This is a genomic window from Polaromonas sp. UBA4122 (assembly GCA_002381615.1).
In the GTDB taxonomy this organism is placed as follows: domain Bacteria; phylum Pseudomonadota; class Gammaproteobacteria; order Burkholderiales; family Burkholderiaceae_C; genus Polaromonas.
Genome location: DFWY01000041.1, coordinates 1 through 16,735 on the forward strand (window position 1 = coordinate 1; position 16,735 = coordinate 16,735).

Below are 16,735 nucleotides of genomic sequence, written 5' to 3' on the forward strand. Positions count from 1 at the left end.
GTGCGGATCAGACCCCCCAACTTGCCGAGGCTTCTCTCGGCAGTGGCGTGCAGTACGCTGCCGGTGCCGAGGAAGAGCAGGCTCTTGAAGCAAGAATGGCTCGCGACGTGATAGAGCATCGCCGTCAATGCCAGCGCAGCCATCGGTTTCATGTCGTAGGCTGAGAAGATCAAGGTCAGGCCCATGCCGACGAAGAGCAGCCCCATATTCTCGATCGACGAATAGGCCAGTAGCCGCTTCATGTCCGTCTGCACGGACGCGAAGACCACGCCGAACAGGGCAGTGGCCAGGCCAACGGCCATCAGCAGCCCACCCCACCACCACAAGCGCATGTGTAGCAGGTCGAAGGACACGCGCAACAGGCCATAGATGGCCGTGTTGAGCATGACGCCGCTCATCATGGCCGACACCGGCGACGGAGCCGCGGGGTGCGCTTCAGGCAGCCACACGTGCAGCGGCAGGACGCCGGCCTTGGCGCCGAAGCCAAACACCGCGAGCAGGAACCCGGCCGAGGCCCAGAACGGTGACAATGCCTGGGCGCGCATGTTCGCGAAGGTGTAGTCGCCAGTGTTGGCCTGCAGCACACCGAAGCACAGCAGGATCGCGATCGCACCGATGCGGGCCATGGTGATGTACAGGTAGCCGGCACTGCGCACTTCCGGGATGCGGTGGTTTGCAGTGACCAGAAAGAATGACGACAGCGCCATCGTCTCCCACATCACCATGAAGGAATAGGCATCGTCGGCCAGGATGACCAGCACCATGCTGGCGAGGAACATGTGGTATTCAAGGCACAACAGGCCGGGCGGCGTGCCCTCGCCCTTACGGAAGTAGCCGGCTGCAAAGGAAGAAATTCCCGCGGAGGCAGCGCCGAGCACCATCAGGAAGTACGCCGACAAGCTGTCCAGCCTGAAATGAAACGGCAATCCTGGTAGACCGATCGGCAAGATGGCCACCTCGGGTGTGACGAGTACCGCGTCGAGTGCGATGCCGAATATCGCCAGCCCGAGCAGTCCGCCGACCGGAAACAGCACGAGCGAAACCAGCGCGAAGCGATGCAGGGCAAACACTCCGGCGGCGCCTACGATCAACCAGCCCGCCACGACAACCAGCATCCAGTCGAGGTGCAGCCACTGTGCGAGAGGAGGCAGGTCACCCACGAAGTCAGGTCCTCTTGAGTATTGTGGTCATTTGAGCAAGCGGTGGGTAGTGTGACTGGAAACTCGTTTCGCCGTGGTCTCATCGCCAGCAGAAACTGCCGTGTCCGTCAGTAATCCGCTAGCCACGAAAGAGCATCCATGCGCGGTTAGATAGTCATGAGTGCGTAGCCGCACGACCTGCAACGGAGTCCGATTGTGAAGCGTACGGAATCGCTTGGAAGCGGACTTTTTGTTCGGGTCGATGAGCAGTCTCGGCCACGCAGTCTTCAGCTTCATAAGTTTCCAATATGACAATACGGTTACGAATTCAAGTTCATCTTACATTAACCGAGATTGCCCATTAGGACTTTTTTTCTCGTCCGTGGGACAGGTTTTTCCGAATTGCCAAGCGTTGTATACCGAGCCCCTCGCAACACCTATCTACACCAGGAAGAACGCTTTTGCGTGTGACACACTTGAGGCCCAAGTTCGCCGATGAAAATGGCCCCTGCCATGCACACTGAATTGAGTCAGCTTGCAAGCACTGCAACAGTGGTGTAGATTTTGATGGGAGGAGCGTTGAAATTCCTACTCCTTTATAGATCAATCTGTGCTCATAGCGGGGAAGAAGTTGCTGTAGGTCAACAGGTCGCCGGTACGGTCCCTGGCGCTGTTGTTGAGTAGCAGACCACCCAGCACGCTCTGCTCGACCTCGATGGACTGGGGAGGTGAGCCACCTCATCGTCACTGCGTGAAGACGACAGGGAAAGATCGAAATTGGAGAATGCTGCAGTCATCAGGGCATCGTAAGAGCCATCGGCACCGGAGTTTGTGCGTAAGCCCGTGGAAATCCACGGGGAGGCATGCTGTGGACATGCGCCTCAACAGTTTGCATCGGATGCTCCTGCGGGAAAATCTGCTAAGCTGGCCTTGCTCGCAAACGCGAGCACCATCCGGACGGCGTAGGCTACCCGCTACGCGCCGAGCCGATACAGTGACCTGGCGCACGACACAATCGAGCGCGGAGTAAACGGATGAGCCCTATACAACCTCTACGGCTGCACGTGCCGGAGCCAACTGGACGCCCCGGTTGCGAAACCGATTTTTCTTATCTACACCTGGCGCGCGCCGGCGTTGTGCGACGACCACCGGTGGATACCGTTCCGGTCGATACCAGCGACCTTGCCTACTCGCTGGTGCGGGTGCTCGATGAGGACGACTGCGCCGTCGGCCCTTGGGCACTACCGATAGAACCTGAACTTTTGCGCCGGGGGCTGCGCTCGATGATGAAAACGCGTATCTTCGACAACCGTATGGTGATCGCCCAGCGGCAAAAGAAGATGTCGTTTTATATGCAAAGCCTCGGCGAAGAGGCGATCGGCACGGCCCACGCGCTGGCTCTGCGCAAGGGCGACATGTGCTTTCCGACTTACCGTCAGCAGAGTCTGCTGATGGCGCGCGATGTATCACTGGTGGATATGATCTGCCAGTTGCTGTCGAACGAACACGACCCACTGAAGGGGCGCCAGCTGCCGGTGATGTACTCGGTGCGCGACGCTGGCTTCTTTTCGATTTCCGGCAACCTGGCCACGCAGTTTATCCAGGCGGTGGGCTGGGGAATGGCCTCGGCGATCAAGGGCGACACGAAGATTGCGTCGGGCTGGATCGGCGATGGTGCGACCGCCGAAGCCGACTTTCACACGGCGCTGACTTTCGCCCATGTCTATCGTGCGCCGGTCATTCTCAACGTTGTCAATAACCAGTGGGCCATCTCGACCTTCCAGGCACTGGCCGGCGGCGAGGCCACCACCTTCGCTGCACGTGGTGTTGGCTGCGGCATCGCCTCGCTGCGCGTCGATGGCAACGATTTTCTCGCGGTGTACGCCGCCTCGCAGTGGGCTGTCGAGCGCGCGCGCAGCAACCTGGGGCCGACGCTGATCGAATGGATCACCTACCGTGGCGGTCCTCACTCGACTTCAGACGACCCCTCCAAATACCGCCCCGCCGATGACTGGTCGCGCTTTCCGCTCGGTGACCCGATTGCACGCCTGAAGCGCCACCTGATCGGCCTGGGCATTTGGTCCGAAGCGGAACACGAACAAACGCACAAGGAACTTGAGGCGCAGGTCATCGCCGCGCAAAAGGAGGCCGAGCGTTGGGGCACGATGGCCACAGGCCAGATACCGAGTGCCGCGTCGATATTCGAAGACGTTTACAAAGACATGCCGGCACACTTGCGCCTGCAGCGTCAACAGCTCGGAGTTTGATCATGGGGGAAGAGAAATTTACCAACGAGACGAATCGTTCAGGCGCAGCTGGAACGGCCAGAACACCCAGAACACCCATGACGATGATCCAGGCGCTGCGCTCAGCAATGGATGTGATGCTCCAGCGCGACAGCAATGTGGTGGTGTTCGGTCAGGATGTGGGTTACTTTGGCGGCGTATTTCGATGCACCGAAGGCCTGCAGGTCAAGTACGGAAAGTCGCGCGTGTTCGATACCCCGATTTCAGAAGGCGGCATCGTCGGCGTGGCGGTCGGCATGGGCGCTTACGGCTTGCGCCCGGTGGTCGAAATTCAGTTCGCCGATTACTTCTATCCCGCCTCGGACCAGATCGTCTCCGAAGCTGCGCGCTTGCGCTACCGCTCGGCAGGAGAGTTCACCGCGCCCATGACGATTCGCATGCCCTGTGGAGGCGGCATTTACGGCGGTCAGACGCACAGCCAGAGCCCTGAGGCGATGTTCACGCAGGTCTGTGGCTTGCGCACGGTCATGCCGTCCAATCCGTACGATGCCAAGGGCCTGCTGATTGCGTCGATCGAGAACGACGACCCCGTCATCTTTCTTGAACCGAAGCGCCTGTACAACGGCCCGTTTGATGGCCACCATGATAGGCCGGTGGTTCCCTGGTCCAGACACCCGCTGGGCGAAGTGCCCGAGGGCTACTACACGGTGCCGCTGGAATCGGCGGCAGTGCCTCGTGTCGGCGCTGCACTGACGGTGATTACCTACGGCACGATGGTCCATGTGTCGCAGGCTGCTGCACAAGAGACCGGTATTGACGCCGAGATCATCGACCTGCGCAGCCTGTGGCCGCTCGATCTTGAAACAATCGTCAACTCGGTCAAGAAAACCGGCCGCTGCGTGATCGTCCATGAGGCCACCCGAACCAACGGATTGGGTGCCGAACTTGCGGCGCTGGTGCAAGAGCACTGCTTCTACCACCTCGAAGCGCCGATTGAGCGCGTGACCGGTTGGGACACGCCATATCCCCACGCGCAGGAGTGGGCTTACTTTCCCGGACCGGAGCGGGTTGGTGCAGCGTTCAAACGCGCGGTGGAGGCATGATGGGCATTCATATCATCAAGATGCCGGACATCGGCGAAGGCATTGCAGAGGTTGAACTGGTGGCGTGGCGTGTGCAGCCCGGCGATGTGGTGGCCGAAGACCAGATACTGGCTGACGTCATGACCGACAAGGCGACCGTGGAGATTCCGTCGCCGGTGTTTGGCACGGTGCTCAAGCTTGGCGGCGAGGTCGGCCAGGTGATGGCCGTAGGCGCTGAATTGATACGCCTTGAAGTGCAGGGCCCGGGCAATGTCAGCGGCGCACCGCCAGCCCCAGCGAAAGCCGCGCCTGCGGTAGCGGCCGCACAAGCTGTACCTGCCGCGCAGCTGCCCCTACCGCAGAAGACGGCGCTGGGGAAAATGCCAGCGCCGCAGGCCGCCACCTCGGTCGGGGACGCTGCACACGCCATACGGCAACCCGGCGACAAGCCGATCGCATCGCCCGCGGTGCGTCGACGCGCCTGGGAGCTAGGCATTGAATTGCAGTACGTTGCTGGCAGCGGCGCGGCCGGCCGCATCCTGCATGAAGACCTCGACGCCTATGCAGCCCATGGCGCGAATCCGCCGTCAGGTATTGCTGGCATGCGCTATGCGGAACGCCACGACGAAGTGGCTGTGCCGGTCATAGGCCTGCGTCGCATAATTGCACAGAAGATGCAGGAGTCCAAGCGGCGCATCCCGCACTTCACCTATGTCGAAGAAATCGATGTCACCGAGCTTGAGGCGCTGCGGGCACGGCTAAATGCAAAGTGGGGTGCCGAACGGGGGCGACTGACACCGCTGCCGTTGCTCATGCGTGCCGTCGTGCTGGCGCTGCGCGATTTTCCGCAAATCAATGCGCGCTTCGACGACGAAGCTGGCGTTGTGACACGCCATGGCGCGGTGCACCTCGGCATTGCCACCCAAACTGAAGCGGGCTTGATGGTGCCGGTGGTGCGGCATGCCGAAGCTCGCGACCTGTGGGCGAGCGCCGCGGAGCTTGCTCGTCTGGCTGAAGCGGCGCGCACGGGCAAGGCGACGCGTGAAGAACTTTCGGGCTCGACCATCACGATTACGAGTCTCGGCGCCTTGGGGGGCATCGTTTCCACACCGGTCATCAACGCGCCTGAAGTGGCCATCGTCGGCGTGAACCGCATCGTTGAACGGCCGATGATTCGTGGCGGAGCCGTGGTCGCGCGGCAGATGATGAATCTGTCGTCGTCGTTCGACCACCGCGTGGTTGACGGTATGCATGCCGCCGAGTTCGTGCAGACGCTGCGCGGGCTGCTCGAATGTCCAGCCACGCTGTTCGTGGAATAACTCATGACAACCCAATCAACCACACTGCTGATCATTGGCGGCGGTCCCGGTGGCTATGTCGCCGCCATTCGCGCTGGACAACTGGGCATTGCCACCACGCTCGTCGAGGGTGAACAACTTGGCGGCACCTGCCTCAACATTGGGTGCATTCCGTCCAAGGCCTTGATTCACGCTGCCGAGGAGTTCGAAAAGGCTGGCCACTACGCGCAGGACTCCGCGCTTGGCATTCACGTGCAGTCGCCGCGCATCGATCTCGCGCAAACGGTTCGGTGGAAGGACGCCATCGTCTCCAAACTGACCACGGGGGTCGCGGCACTGCTGAAGAAGCACGGCGTGCAGATCGTTAAGGGCTGGGCCCGCATCATCGACGGCAAGACGGTGGAGGTGCAGCACGAAGGCACGCAAGCGGACGGAGAGAAGCTGCGCATAGCCTGCGAGCATTTGTTGCTGGCATCAGGATCGCAGGCGGTGGCGCTGCCATCAATGCCGTTCGGTGGCTCCATCATCTCCGCCACCGAAGCGCTGTCGCCACCGTCGCTGCCCCGACGGCTGGTGGTTGTCGGCGCGGGCTACATCGGCCTGGAACTCGGCATGGCCTATCGCAAGCTGGGTGCCGAGGTGGCCGTGATCGAGGCGCTGGACCGCGCGCTGCCTGCCTACGATGCGGAGCTGACCAAGCCGCTGCTTGCCTCGTTGCGGCGGCTGGGCATTCAGATGCATCTCGCTTGTACCGTACAGGGAATGAACGCGAGCGGCGACGCTGTGCGCGTGCGTAACGCGCAGGGCGAAGAATCCGAACTCGCCGCCGACCGCGTGCTGGTGGCCGTCGGCCGGCGCCCGCGCACCGAGGGCTGGGGCTTGGAAACGTTGCTGCTGGACATGAACGGCCGTGCAGTGCAAATCGATGACCAGTGCCGCACCTCGATGCGAAACGTCTGGGCCATTGGCGATGTGACTGGCGAGCCGATGCTGGCGCACCGCGCGATGGCGCAGGGCGAGATGGTGGCCGAAATCATCGCCCGCAAGCGCCGCAGCTTTTCTCCAACGGCGATCGCCGCCGTGTGCTTCACAGATCCAGAAATTGTGGTCGTAGGCCAGACGCCGCAGACGGCTACCGCGGCAGGGCTTGACTGCATCAGCGCGATGTTCCCTTTCTCCGCCAACGGCCGCGCCATGACGATCGAATCGACCGACGGTTTCGTACGCGTCGTCGCCCGGCGCGATAACCACCTTATCGTTGGCTGGCAGGCCGTGGGGCGCAGCGTTTCCGAGCTGAGCACTGCGTTCTCGCAATCGATCGAGATGGGCGCGCGGCTCGAAGATATTGCAGGCACCATTCACGCCCACCCAACGCTCGGCGAAGCCGTGCAGGAGGCGGCGCTGCGCGCGCTCGGGCACGCGTTGCACATCTGAGGCATCAGACTGTGCCCCGCAACCAGATGCAGCGGAGCCCAATTCATTTTTAAAGTCAGCGGAGGGCGAACCGAATACAACGAGAGCGCCATGACCACCTCCAGCACCCTGAATGGCCCGCGAACTCCTCCGAAGTTGGCGCCGTTTCTCTCTGGATTGATGGCAGCGTCATTGGCTTTGTCGGGCTTGGTGGTGGACAGTTTTTACCCGCGTTCTATCCTCCTTAACGGTCTGGCATTGCTCGGCATGGCTGCCTTTGGCTAATCGGTCACCACCAGTTACTGGATGATGGCGGGGTTTACCGTGATCGCCGGTATGGGCAACGGCGTGTTTCACCCGGCGGACTGACTACACCTTGCTCAACCGCAAGGTCAGTCCGAGCCGCCTGGGCCATGCCTACAGCATGCATGGCGTCACGGGCCGCTTGGGCTGGGCGCTGCACTGGCGCTGGTAGACGGCTGAAGACCGATTCACCTTTTTTATGGCTTTTTTAGCGCAAAGGCCGGCTCAAAAAACGCGAGCCTGCCAGACCGAAGCGCCAAGGCTTGTCAAGCGCTTTTGAAATACCGATGCGCGGCCCGCTGATCACCTGAACCGGCCCGACTGCCGGCAGGAGTGCAAAGGGCGGCGCGGCGATGGGCAGGCCGTTGTGTTCACGCATGATGCCCAGCGCCTGACCGACTCGCCCTGGCCCTGCGCACAGCAACCGCACATCGTCAAGGCCGCGCCTGGCGCGCATGACGTCCAGTCCGGCCAAGGGTTCGATCGCGCGGATCAGCACAGCGGCGCCATGACCTTCTTCTCGGCATACGAGGTTCAGGCACCAGTGAATGCCGTAAGACCGGTACACATAGGTGCGGCCGGGCGGCCCGAACATGGCCGCGTTACGCAGTGTGGGGCCTGAAAAGCTGTGCGATGCCGGGTCATCCCGGTCATAAGCTTCGGTCTCGACAATCCGACCCCCCACGCCGTCGACCAGCAGCGTCGCTCCGATCAGCCACCGCGCGACCTCAGGAGAAGAGGGGAGGAAATCGGGGGATGCTGCCGGCATGGTCACGCTCCGTGGTACATGGGATGCTGATAGGCACATTTTGCACAGTAGGGACTCCTCATGAGCTGTCATTTAACCTGACGGTGACATCGGTGCATTAACGCAAGTTCCGTCATGGGCTTCAACACGGGGTACTATCACTCTGGGTAGCGTACCCCATAATGAACCAGATCCTGGCCACTCGCGATAGGGCCGCAACGCAAGCAAGGAGATGATCATGAGCAATTCGAACACGCCCAGAGACGGTGATTTCGCACACTGGGTCGACGAGAAATCACAAGCACTTAAGTTCGAGCTTGGCGAGAAATTTCCCGTACCACCCACTGCACTGGGTTCACCCTCGGTGCATATTGAGACCGGGCGGCAAAAGCTTGAAGAAGTGCTGCTGGAGCATGAAGCGCCGAGCGAAGAGTTTCTTGAAGAGCTGGCGGCGCTTGAAGAAGCGCCGCCCTTAAGCGATGAAGAGCTGGCCCAGCAAGCGCTGGCTGCTGGCGGTGCCGACGGCGACAACAGCACACCCGAGTAGGCACCGGTTTTTTCAGGCTCGTCACGGCTGCAGGGTTGCCGCGCGGGACTGTTGCCCGTCCGACACAAGGGGGCGCTGTGCAGCATCAACCTGCGACTAGCACGGGACGGCGCGGCACAATACGGCGCATGACTAAACAACTTGCCGGCCACCTTCTTGTCGATTGCCTTCTGGCCCAGGGCGTTACCCATGCGTTTGGCGTGCCCGGAGAAAGCTATCTGGCCGTGCTGGACGGCTTGCATGCGCGCCGGGGTCAAATCCAATTCATCACCTGCCGCCAGGAAGGCGGTGCGGCCTTCATGGCCGAGGCGCATGGCAAGCTTACCGGCCGGCCGGGCGTGTGCATGGTGACGCGCGGGCCGGGCGCCACCAATGCCTCCATCGGCGTGCACACCGCTTTCCAGGACTCGACACCAATGTTGTTGCTGGTCGGCGATGTGGCCAGCGACTGCCGCGACCGCGAGGCCTTTCAGGAGGTGGACTACTGCAGTTTTTTCGGGCCCAGTACCAAAGGCTTTGCCAAACGCGTGGAACGCATTGACGATGCCGACCGCATTCCCGAGTACGTGGCGCGCGCTTTTGCCACCGCGATGAACGGCCGGCCCGGGCCGGTGGTGCTGGTATTGCCTGAAGACATGCTGACCCAAATGACCGATGCCAGGCCCTTGCTCCGGGTAGAGGCGGTTCAGGCCTGGAGTGACCCTGGCTCCTTGCGCATGCTGCGCGAGATGCTATTGAAATCAGAGCGCCCCTTTGTCATTGCGGGCGGCAGCGGCTGGACACCGCAGTCGGCGCAGGCGCTGCAGCGCTTTGCCGAAAACTGGAAGCTGCCCGTGGGCAATGCGTTTCGCTTTCAGGACACGTTTGACAACCACCATCCGCTGTATGCGGGCGATGTCGGCATTGGGCTGAACCCCAAGCTGGCCGCACGGGTCAAGGCGAGCGACCTGATCATTGCCATTGGTCCGAGGCTGGGCGAAATGACGACCGGGAATTACACGCTTCTGGAAGCACCGAAACCCAAACAGAAGCTGGTGCACATTCATTCAAGCGCCGAAGAACTCAACCGGGTGTACCAGGCTGACTTGGCCATCCAGGCCACCATGAATGCAGCCGCCCGATCACTGGAGCTGTTGACCGCGCCAGTGTCCGTGCCCTGGGAAGCCTGGACCGCTTCGGCCAACGAGGATTTCCTGGCCAATCTACAGCCGCAAGAGCTTCCTGGCGATATTGACATGCCAGCCATCATCGGCCTGCTGCAAAAGCACCTGCCGACTGATGCGGTGCTGACCAATGGTGCGGGCAATTTCGCCAGTTGGGTGCACCGGTTTTTCAAGCACCACGGGCTTGTGAAAGGGCACAAAACCCAGCTGGCGCCTACCGTGGGGGCCATGGGCTATGGCGTCCCGGCGGGTATTGCAGCGGCCATCACGACCGGGCGTGTGGCCTTCACCATCGCTGGCGATGGCGACTTTTTGATGAACGGCCAGGAACTGGCGACGGCCGTGCAGCATGGCGCCAAAAGCATCATCGTGCTGCTCAACAACTGCATGTACGGCACCATCCGCATGCACCAGGAAAGGGAGTACCCGCAGCGGAGCAGTGGCTCCCACTTGAACAACCCGGACTTTGCTGCGCTGGCGCGCGCCTACGGCTATGCGGGTGTGCGCATCACGCGCACCGCCGAATTTGAAGCCGAACTGCTGGCCGCGCTGGCGCGCAAGGAGGGCACGCTGATCGAGGTGACGCTGGACCCGGAAGTCATCACCACGCGCGGCACGCTGTCATCCATCACGCAGAAAGCGCTAGCTCGGTCACTATAAAAATAATAGCTGCTTGTGCCCGCCCTATAAAGGCTAGAGGCAGATTTTATTAATGAAAAATAAGGCCGGAGTGACCCGGCCTTATTGGCTTCAAGCCTGTGAAGGCTTGTTCCCCGGCTTATTCCTTGATATCCACGCCGTAGAAATTGTGGCGGCCGAATGGGCTGTTTTTGAAATCGATCACGCTCTTGCGCACCGCCTTGATCTGCACTGCATGGGCGATCGTGAACCAGGGCTCCTGCTCCTTGAAGATGACTTGCGCCTGCTGGTAGAGCTTGGTGCGCTCAGCCAGGTTGGTCACGGTCTTGGCTTTCAACACCACGTCTTCATAAGGCTGGTAGCAAAACTTCGCGACGTTGCTGCCGTTGGATTGTGCCGAAGCGCAGCCCAGCAGGGTGTACAGAAAGTTGTCCGGATCGCCGTTGTCACCAGTCCAGCCTAGCATGCCCATCTGGTGCTCGCCGGCCTGCATGCGCTTGCGGTACTCGCCCCATTCAAAGCTCTTGATCTCGGCTTTGACACCCACCTTGACCAGGTCAGCCTGCATCAACTCGGCAATGCGCTTGGCATTGGGGTTGTACGGGCGCTGTACCGGCATGGCCCACAAATCGGTGGTGAACCCATTGGGGTAACCGGCTTCTGCCAGCAGTTTTTTGGCGGCTTCCGGGTTGTAGACATCGTCTTTGATGGCGTCGTTGTAGGACCACATTGACGGCGGAATCGGGTTCTTGGCTGCAATGCCGGTGCCGAGGTACACACCATCAATAATGGCTTGCTTGTTGATGGCCATGCTGATGGCCTTGCGGACGCGCACATCGTCAAACGGTTTCTTGGTCGTGTTGTAGGCCAGGTAACCGACGTTCAGGCCGGGCTGTTCGAGCACCTGAATGTTGGGGTCCTTGCGAATGGCTTCAAGGTCAGCCGGGTTGGGATAGGGCATGACATCGCACTCACCCTTTTGCAGCTTGGCCCAGCGCACCGACGCGTCTGGCGTGATCGAGTATACGAGGTCATCGATCTTGGCCTTGCCACCCCAGTACTGCGGGAACGCCTTATAGCGGATAACGGCATCCTTCTGGTATTGCACCAGGTAAAAGGGGCCGGTACCGATGGGGTCCTGGTCAATCTTTTCTGGTGTGCCGGCCTTGAGCATGGCGTCGGCATATTCCTTGGACTGGACCGCTGCATAAGGCATGGCCAAGTTGGCCAAAAACGGTGCTTCAGGCCTGTCCAGCGTGATTTTGATGGTGTAGTTGTCTACTTTTTGCACCGATTTCAGCAACTTGGGCATGCCCATGTCGCTGAAGTAGGAGTGGTTGGGGCTGGTGACCCTGAAGAAGGGGTTGTCCTCTTTCCACTGGCGATCAAACATGAACAGCACGTCGTCGGCATTGAAGTCACGCGTGGGTTTGAAGGCGCGCTGGCTGTGCCATTTCACGCCTTTGCGGAGGTGGAAGGTGTATTCCTTGCCATCGGCAGAAATTTCCCACTTTTCAGCCAGGCTCGGGACCACCTTGGTGCCGCCACGCTCAAACCCCACGATACCGTTGTAAATGGGTTCGTTGGCATCAAACGAGGTCCCTGTGGTGTTGATGCCGGGGTAGAAGTTTTCCGGGCTGCCTTCAGAGCAGAACACCAGCGTCTTTGCAGAGACTGGAGAGAGCGCCATGAACGTCATGACTGCGGGCAGTGCCACAGCGCGCAGCAAGGCGCGCTGGAGGGGCCGCAGCCGACTTGCGCGTGGGTTTGCACTTGGTTTGGTCTGAATCATTTGACGGACTCCCTTGGGTGGTAAATGCTGCAACGCAGCGGGTTTGCGGCCAGTTTGCGCAGCACTTGCGGCGCGCGCGCTCCGGTCATTGAATGCATGGCCTAGGACAGATTGCAATGTGTGCATCGTTTCTCAGGTCACGCAGTGAGGAAATTTTCAGCATAGTGACACGCTACCTGACGGCCTGCAACTTCGCGCAGCACGGGCCGCTCAGCGCGGCAGCGCTCGCTCACGTGCGGGCAGCGGGTTGAAAAGACGCAGCCGGTAGGCGGATTGAGCGGCGAAGGCAACTCGCCTTTCAGCACAATTCGTTGCTTAACGGCGTTGCTTCCCGCCATGCCCGGTGTGGACGCCAGCAAGGCCTGGGTATAAGGGTGCAAGGGCTGCGCAAAGAGGGCCTTTTTTTCACCTTGCTCCACCGCATGGCCCAAGTACATCACCAGCACATCGTGTGCAATATGGCGCACCACACCCAAGTCGTGCGAGATGAACAGATAGGCCAGCCCCATGGTCTGCTGCAGGTCGGCCAGCAGGTTGAGCACCTGGGCCTGAATCGACACGTCCAGTGCCGACACGGGTTCGTCGGCCACCACCAGCGCGGGGTTGAGCATCAGGGCGCGCGCAATCGCAATGCGCTGGCGCTGCCCCCCCGAAAACATGTGCGGGTAACGGTCATAGTGCTCTGGGCGCAGGCCCACTCTGGCGAGCATGGCGCACGCCTGGCTGGCACGCTCAGCGGCAGTCAATGTGGTGTTGATCTCCATTGGCGCCTCAAGAATAGTGCCAATTTTTTTACGTGGATTCAATGAACCATAAGGGTTCTGGAACACCAGCTGCACGGCTTTGCGAAGGCCCAGGCGTTCCTCTTGCGGCGCGTTGACGGCATCTACGCCCTTGATATACAGCTGGCCACTCGTGGGTGTTTCAATCAGCGAGACCATGCGGGCCAGCGTCGATTTGCCGCAGCCCGATTCACCCACCACGGCCAGTGTCTTGCCTGCGTGGACGCTAAATGACACACCACCCACGGCCTGCAGGTGATCGGATGCGCGTAGAAAGCCGCGCCGTATTTCGTACACGCGTTTGAGATCCTTGGCTTCGACTACGGGCGGGGCTGAGGCCATGCGGATGCTGCGGCGGTATTTGGTAGTGCGCTCATGTTGTGGCCTCAAGCCGGGGCCAGGGGTGTGCCCTGCAGCATGGCTGCTTCACGGTTCGGGTCACCCAGCGAATAGTGGCATCGCACGCTGCCGTCCTCCCGGGCGAGCAGCAGCGGGCGCTCGTTGCCGCAGTGATCGGTGGCATAGGCGCAGCGTGGAGAAAACAGGCAGCCTGTGGGCCGGTCATACAGGCCTGGCACCATGCCGGGAATGGTCGCCAGGCGAGCGTTGCCATCGCTGCGTTCAGGCAAGGCCGAGAGTAGCGCTTCGGTGTAGGGGTGCTTGGGCGTGTTGAAGAGGGCGTGCGCGCCTTGCTCTTCCATGATCTGGCCGGCATACATCACGGCCACGCTTTGGGCCATTTCCGACACCACGCCCATGTTGTGGGTGATCAGCACCAGCGCCATGCCGCGTTCTTTTTGCAGGCTGCGCAGCAGGTCCAGGATTTGCGCCTGGATGGTCACGTCCAGAGCCGTGGTGGGTTCGTCGGCAATCAGCAGCCGCGGGTTGCAGGCAATTGCCATGGCAATCATCACACGCTGGTTCATGCCGCCCGACAATTGGTGCGGGTAGGCCTTCAGGCGGCTTTCCGGCGCAGGGATGCCGACCTGCTCCAGCAACTCGATGGCTTTACACGATGCAGCCTTGCGGTTCAGTCCCAAATGCAGGCGCAACACTTCTGTGATCTGAAAACCGATGGTGAAGCAGGGGTTCAGGCTGGTGGTAGGGTCCTGAAAAATCATGGCAACGTCCTTGCCGGTGAGCTTGTTGCGCTCTCTATCCGACAGCGCCAGCAGATCATGGCCGGCAAAGCGCAGTTTGTCGGCGCGCACACGGCCTGGGTAAGCGACCAGGCCCATCAGCGCCATCATAGTGACGCTTTTACCGGAGCCGGATTCACCGACGATGCCGAGCACTTCGCCTTCTTCGAGCAACAGGCTGACGCCATCAACGGCATGCATGACGCCGCTTTGCGAGGGAAACTCGACGGACAGGTTTTCTATTTCAAGCAGGGCCATGGCGAGGTTTACTTTCAGCGCTTCAGTTTGGGATCGAACGCATCACGCAGTCCGTCGCCCAGCAAGTTGAAGGCCAGCACAGTGATCAAAATCGCGAGGCCGGGGAAGGTGACGACCCACCAGGCGCGCAGTACAAATTCTCGGGCGTCAGCCAGCATGGTGCCCCATTCGGGTGAGGGCGGCTGCGCGCCCAGACCCAGAAAGCCCAGTGCCGCAGCGTCCAGGATAGCCGTGGACACCCCCAGCGACGCCTGTACTATCAGTGGCGCCGCGCAGTTGGGCAAAATTTCACTGAACATCAGCCGAATGCGGCCCGCGCCGCTCATGCGAGCCGCGGTTACGTAGTCGCGGGACGTTTCGGCGATCACTGCCGCACGGGTGATCCGCACATAATGCGGTAGCACCACGATTGCGACTGCCAGCATCGCATTCATCAGGCCGGGGCCAAGAATGGCCACAATCACAATGGCCAGCAGCAGGCTTGGCAGGGTCAGGATGATGTCCATCAGGCGCATGATGGCTATCTCAAAAATGCCGCGGAAGAATCCCGCCAGCAGACCCAGAACGGTGCCAACCACCACCGACAACGCCACCACAGCCAACCCGATGACCAGAGACAGGCGTGCGCCATGCATCAGGCGTGAAAGAATATCGCGGCCAATCGCGTCTGTGCCCAAGGGGTAGGTCCACGATCCGCCTGCCTGCCAGGCCGGTGGCTGGAGAAACACGGCATTGTTGGTGATGTTGGGAGCATGAGGCGCCAGCACGGGTGCAAACAGCGCGACCAGCAGCACGCCCACCACAATGATCAGGCCCAGGAGGGCGCCCCGGTTGGCGCTAAAGTAGCTCCAGAATTCGCGCAGCGGAGACAGCGGCGCTGGCGGGTTGACAGTGTTCAAGGGTGCCGTGCTCATCGTTGATGCCTGATGCGGGGATTAATGATGCCATAGGTGATGTCCACCAGCAGATTGACGGCCATCACGATCACGCCCAGCAGCAGGATGCCACCCTGCAATACAGGGTAGTCACGGCGGCTGATGGCTTCGATCAGCCATTTGCCGACACCGGGCCAGGAAAAAATGGTTTCCGTCAGTATCGCGCCCGTGAACAAAACGCCGACCTGCAAGCCGATCACGGTGACCACCGGGATCAGCGCATTGCGCAGGGCATGCACGGCCACCACGCGCAGCTTGGAAAGTCCCTTGGCGCGCGCGGTACGAATGTAGTCTTCGCCCAGCACTTCCAACATGGCCGACCGCGTCATCCGAGCGATCACTGCCAGCGGGTTGGTACCCAGCACAATCGTCGGTAGTATGAGGTGGGAGGCAGCCGACCAGAAGGCCCCTTTGTCGTCCGACAGCAATGAGTCGATCAGCAAAAATCCGGTGGTGGGCTCAATGTAGTATTGCACCGACATGCGTCCCGAAACAGGGGTCCAGCCAAGCTGTACGGAAAACAGCAGAATCAGCAGCAAGCCCCACCAGAAAATCGGCATCGAGTAGCCCGTCAGGGAGATACCCATGACGCCATGATCGAGTATGGAGTTGCGCTTCACCGCGGCAAGAATGCCGGCGGGAATGCCGATCAGAAGTGCAAAAAGAATGGCGCAGACGGCCAGTTCAATCGTGGCGGGAAAAAGCGTTAGGAACTCAGTCAGTACCGATTCCTGCGTGATGATGGATTTTCCCAGATCACCTTTCAGTACCCGACCGATGTAGATACCGTACTGCACCAAAACCGGCCGGTCCAGTCCATACTCTTTGAGCAACTGTGCATGACGAACGGGATCAATGCCGCGCTCACCGGCCAAGGTTTCGATAGGGTCGCCCGGCACCATGCGAATCAGGAAGAATGCCAGCAGCGTCATTCCCAAAAAAGTGGGAATGACCAGACTCAGTCGGGTAAAAATAAAGCGCAGCATTATTGCGGGTGGCTCAAACTGACATCGTGGCGAGTTGCAGGACCCGCGGAAGTCTTGGCGACGGCAATCTTTAAATATATGGACATGGATATATTGTTGAGGTCGGTTTTATCCGGGGCAGTGCTGCGGGAATTTTTTAAATCCTATCAATAAACCCGTCAATTATTGGTGGTTCTGCTGGCAAGGTACTACTCGGTAACCCGTATTGCTTCTGGACTCATTTGATGACAAACTAAGAACTTATCCGTAAATAATGTTTACGTCC

The 16,735-nt window shown here is 60.4% G+C and carries 13 protein-coding genes and 2 pseudogenes; 7 read left to right on the forward strand and 8 right to left on the reverse strand.

All coding sequences use genetic code 11. From position 1 onward, the window contains the following. Together B3F77_RS05865 and B3F77_RS20760 are read right to left on the reverse strand one after the other, a co-directional pair. Nucleotides 1-1,115, reverse strand: a 1,115-nt coding sequence (locus B3F77_RS05865; RefSeq protein ID WP_414702967.1) for a proton-conducting transporter membrane subunit, incomplete at its 3' end; no start/stop codon positions are given. A gap of 610 nt (nucleotides 1,116-1,725) precedes the next feature. Continuing rightward, nucleotides 1,726-1,856: pseudogene (locus B3F77_RS20760) on the reverse strand (DnaB-like helicase N-terminal domain-containing protein); the annotation flags it as partial. Nucleotides 1,857-2,173: 317 nt separating this feature from the next. Here B3F77_RS20760 and B3F77_RS05875 point away from each other — a divergent pair. From B3F77_RS05875 to B3F77_RS05895, 5 genes and pseudogenes are all read left to right on the forward strand, one after another. Further along, nucleotides 2,174-3,406, forward strand: coding sequence for a 3-methyl-2-oxobutanoate dehydrogenase (2-methylpropanoyl-transferring) subunit alpha (locus B3F77_RS05875; protein ID WP_293604062.1), 1,233 nt, complete (start codon nucleotides 2,174-2,176; stop codon nucleotides 3,404-3,406). A gap of 77 nt (nucleotides 3,407-3,483) precedes the next feature. Then, nucleotides 3,484-4,488: an alpha-ketoacid dehydrogenase subunit beta gene (locus B3F77_RS05880; protein ID WP_293604063.1), complete on the forward strand. Its 1,005-nt coding sequence runs from the start codon at nucleotides 3,484-3,486 to the stop codon at nucleotides 4,486-4,488. After that, nucleotides 4,488-5,786 (forward strand): dihydrolipoamide acetyltransferase family protein, encoded by a 1,299-nt coding sequence (locus tag B3F77_RS05885; RefSeq protein ID WP_293604064.1) that lies wholly within the window; start codon nucleotides 4,488-4,490, stop codon nucleotides 5,784-5,786. The genes B3F77_RS05880 and B3F77_RS05885 overlap by 1 nt, the downstream gene beginning before the upstream one ends. Nucleotides 5,787-5,789: 3 nt before the next feature. Then, nucleotides 5,790-7,199 (forward strand): dihydrolipoyl dehydrogenase, encoded by a 1,410-nt coding sequence (lpdA, locus tag B3F77_RS05890; RefSeq protein WP_293604065.1) that lies wholly within the window; start codon nucleotides 5,790-5,792, stop codon nucleotides 7,197-7,199. 174 nt (nucleotides 7,200-7,373) lie between these two features. Next, nucleotides 7,374-7,638, forward strand: a pseudogene (locus tag B3F77_RS05895) (MFS transporter); the annotation flags it as partial. A 51-nt stretch (nucleotides 7,639-7,689) separates the two neighbouring features. On the opposite strand, the gene B3F77_RS05900 reads toward B3F77_RS05895, so the two are convergent. After that, nucleotides 7,690-8,250: a DNA-3-methyladenine glycosylase gene (locus B3F77_RS05900; protein WP_293604066.1), complete on the reverse strand. Its 561-nt coding sequence runs from the start codon at nucleotides 8,248-8,250 to the stop codon at nucleotides 7,690-7,692. A 217-nt stretch (nucleotides 8,251-8,467) separates the two neighbouring features. On the opposite strand from B3F77_RS05900, the gene B3F77_RS05905 reads away from it, so the two are divergent. Then, nucleotides 8,468-8,776, forward strand: a complete 309-nt coding sequence (locus B3F77_RS05905) for a hypothetical protein (RefSeq protein WP_293604067.1) — start codon at nucleotides 8,468-8,470, stop codon at nucleotides 8,774-8,776. Between the two features lie 128 nt (nucleotides 8,777-8,904). Further along, the gene (locus tag B3F77_RS05910; RefSeq protein ID WP_293604068.1) at nucleotides 8,905-10,599 is read left to right on the forward strand and encodes a thiamine pyrophosphate-binding protein; all 1,695 of its coding nucleotides are present in this window, start codon (nucleotides 8,905-8,907) and stop codon (nucleotides 10,597-10,599) included. A gap of 118 nt (nucleotides 10,600-10,717) precedes the next feature. On the opposite strand, the gene B3F77_RS05915 is transcribed toward B3F77_RS05910, so the two are convergent. From B3F77_RS05915 to B3F77_RS05935, 5 genes are all read right to left on the reverse strand, one after another. Then, nucleotides 10,718-12,370, reverse strand: a complete 1,653-nt coding sequence (locus B3F77_RS05915; RefSeq protein ID WP_293604069.1) for an ABC transporter substrate-binding protein — start codon at nucleotides 12,368-12,370, stop codon at nucleotides 10,718-10,720. 137 nt (nucleotides 12,371-12,507) lie between these two features. Further along, nucleotides 12,508-13,494, reverse strand: a complete 987-nt coding sequence (locus B3F77_RS05920; protein ID WP_293604070.1) for a peptide ABC transporter ATP-binding protein — start codon at nucleotides 13,492-13,494, stop codon at nucleotides 12,508-12,510. Between the two features lie 44 nt (nucleotides 13,495-13,538). Continuing rightward, a complete protein-coding gene (locus B3F77_RS05925; RefSeq protein ID WP_293604071.1) occupies nucleotides 13,539-14,549 on the reverse strand; it encodes an ABC transporter ATP-binding protein in 1,011 nt (336 codons plus the stop codon). Nucleotides 14,550-14,563: 14 nt separating this feature from the next. Then, nucleotides 14,564-15,463, reverse strand: coding sequence for an ABC transporter permease subunit (locus B3F77_RS05930; protein ID WP_293604072.1), 900 nt, complete (start codon nucleotides 15,461-15,463; stop codon nucleotides 14,564-14,566). Beyond that, nucleotides 15,460-16,470 (reverse strand): ABC transporter permease subunit, encoded by a 1,011-nt coding sequence (locus B3F77_RS05935; RefSeq protein ID WP_293604073.1) that lies wholly within the window; start codon nucleotides 16,468-16,470, stop codon nucleotides 15,460-15,462. The genes B3F77_RS05930 and B3F77_RS05935 overlap by 4 nt, the downstream gene beginning before the upstream one ends. Nucleotides 16,471-16,735 lie beyond the last annotated feature (265 nt).

What these genes read in the sequence shown, in the direction of transcription:
- B3F77_RS05875 (WP_293604062.1), top strand. Translation starts at nt 2,174, where the DNA reads ATGAGCCCTATACAACCTCTACGGCTGCACGTGCCGGAGCCAACTGGA.
- B3F77_RS05880 (WP_293604063.1), top strand. Translation starts at nt 3,484, where the DNA reads ATGACGATGATCCAGGCGCTGCGCTCAGCAATGGATGTGATGCTCCAG.
- B3F77_RS05885 (WP_293604064.1), top strand. Translation starts at nt 4,488, where the DNA reads ATGGGCATTCATATCATCAAGATGCCGGACATCGGCGAAGGCATTGCA.
- lpdA (WP_293604065.1), top strand. Translation starts at nt 5,790, where the DNA reads ATGACAACCCAATCAACCACACTGCTGATCATTGGCGGCGGTCCCGGT.
- B3F77_RS05900 (WP_293604066.1), bottom strand. Translation starts at nt 8,250, where the DNA reads ATGCCGGCAGCATCCCCCGATTTCCTCCCCTCTTCTCCTGAGGTCGCG.
- B3F77_RS05905 (WP_293604067.1), top strand. Translation starts at nt 8,468, where the DNA reads ATGAGCAATTCGAACACGCCCAGAGACGGTGATTTCGCACACTGGGTC.
- B3F77_RS05910 (WP_293604068.1), top strand. Translation starts at nt 8,905, where the DNA reads ATGACTAAACAACTTGCCGGCCACCTTCTTGTCGATTGCCTTCTGGCC.
- B3F77_RS05915 (WP_293604069.1), bottom strand. Translation starts at nt 12,370, where the DNA reads ATGATTCAGACCAAACCAAGTGCAAACCCACGCGCAAGTCGGCTGCGG.
- B3F77_RS05920 (WP_293604070.1), bottom strand. Translation starts at nt 13,494, where the DNA reads ATGGCCTCAGCCCCGCCCGTAGTCGAAGCCAAGGATCTCAAACGCGTG.
- B3F77_RS05925 (WP_293604071.1), bottom strand. Translation starts at nt 14,549, where the DNA reads ATGGCCCTGCTTGAAATAGAAAACCTGTCCGTCGAGTTTCCCTCGCAA.
- B3F77_RS05930 (WP_293604072.1), bottom strand. Translation starts at nt 15,463, where the DNA reads ATGAGCACGGCACCCTTGAACACTGTCAACCCGCCAGCGCCGCTGTCT.
- B3F77_RS05935 (WP_293604073.1), bottom strand. Translation starts at nt 16,470, where the DNA reads ATGCTGCGCTTTATTTTTACCCGACTGAGTCTGGTCATTCCCACTTTT.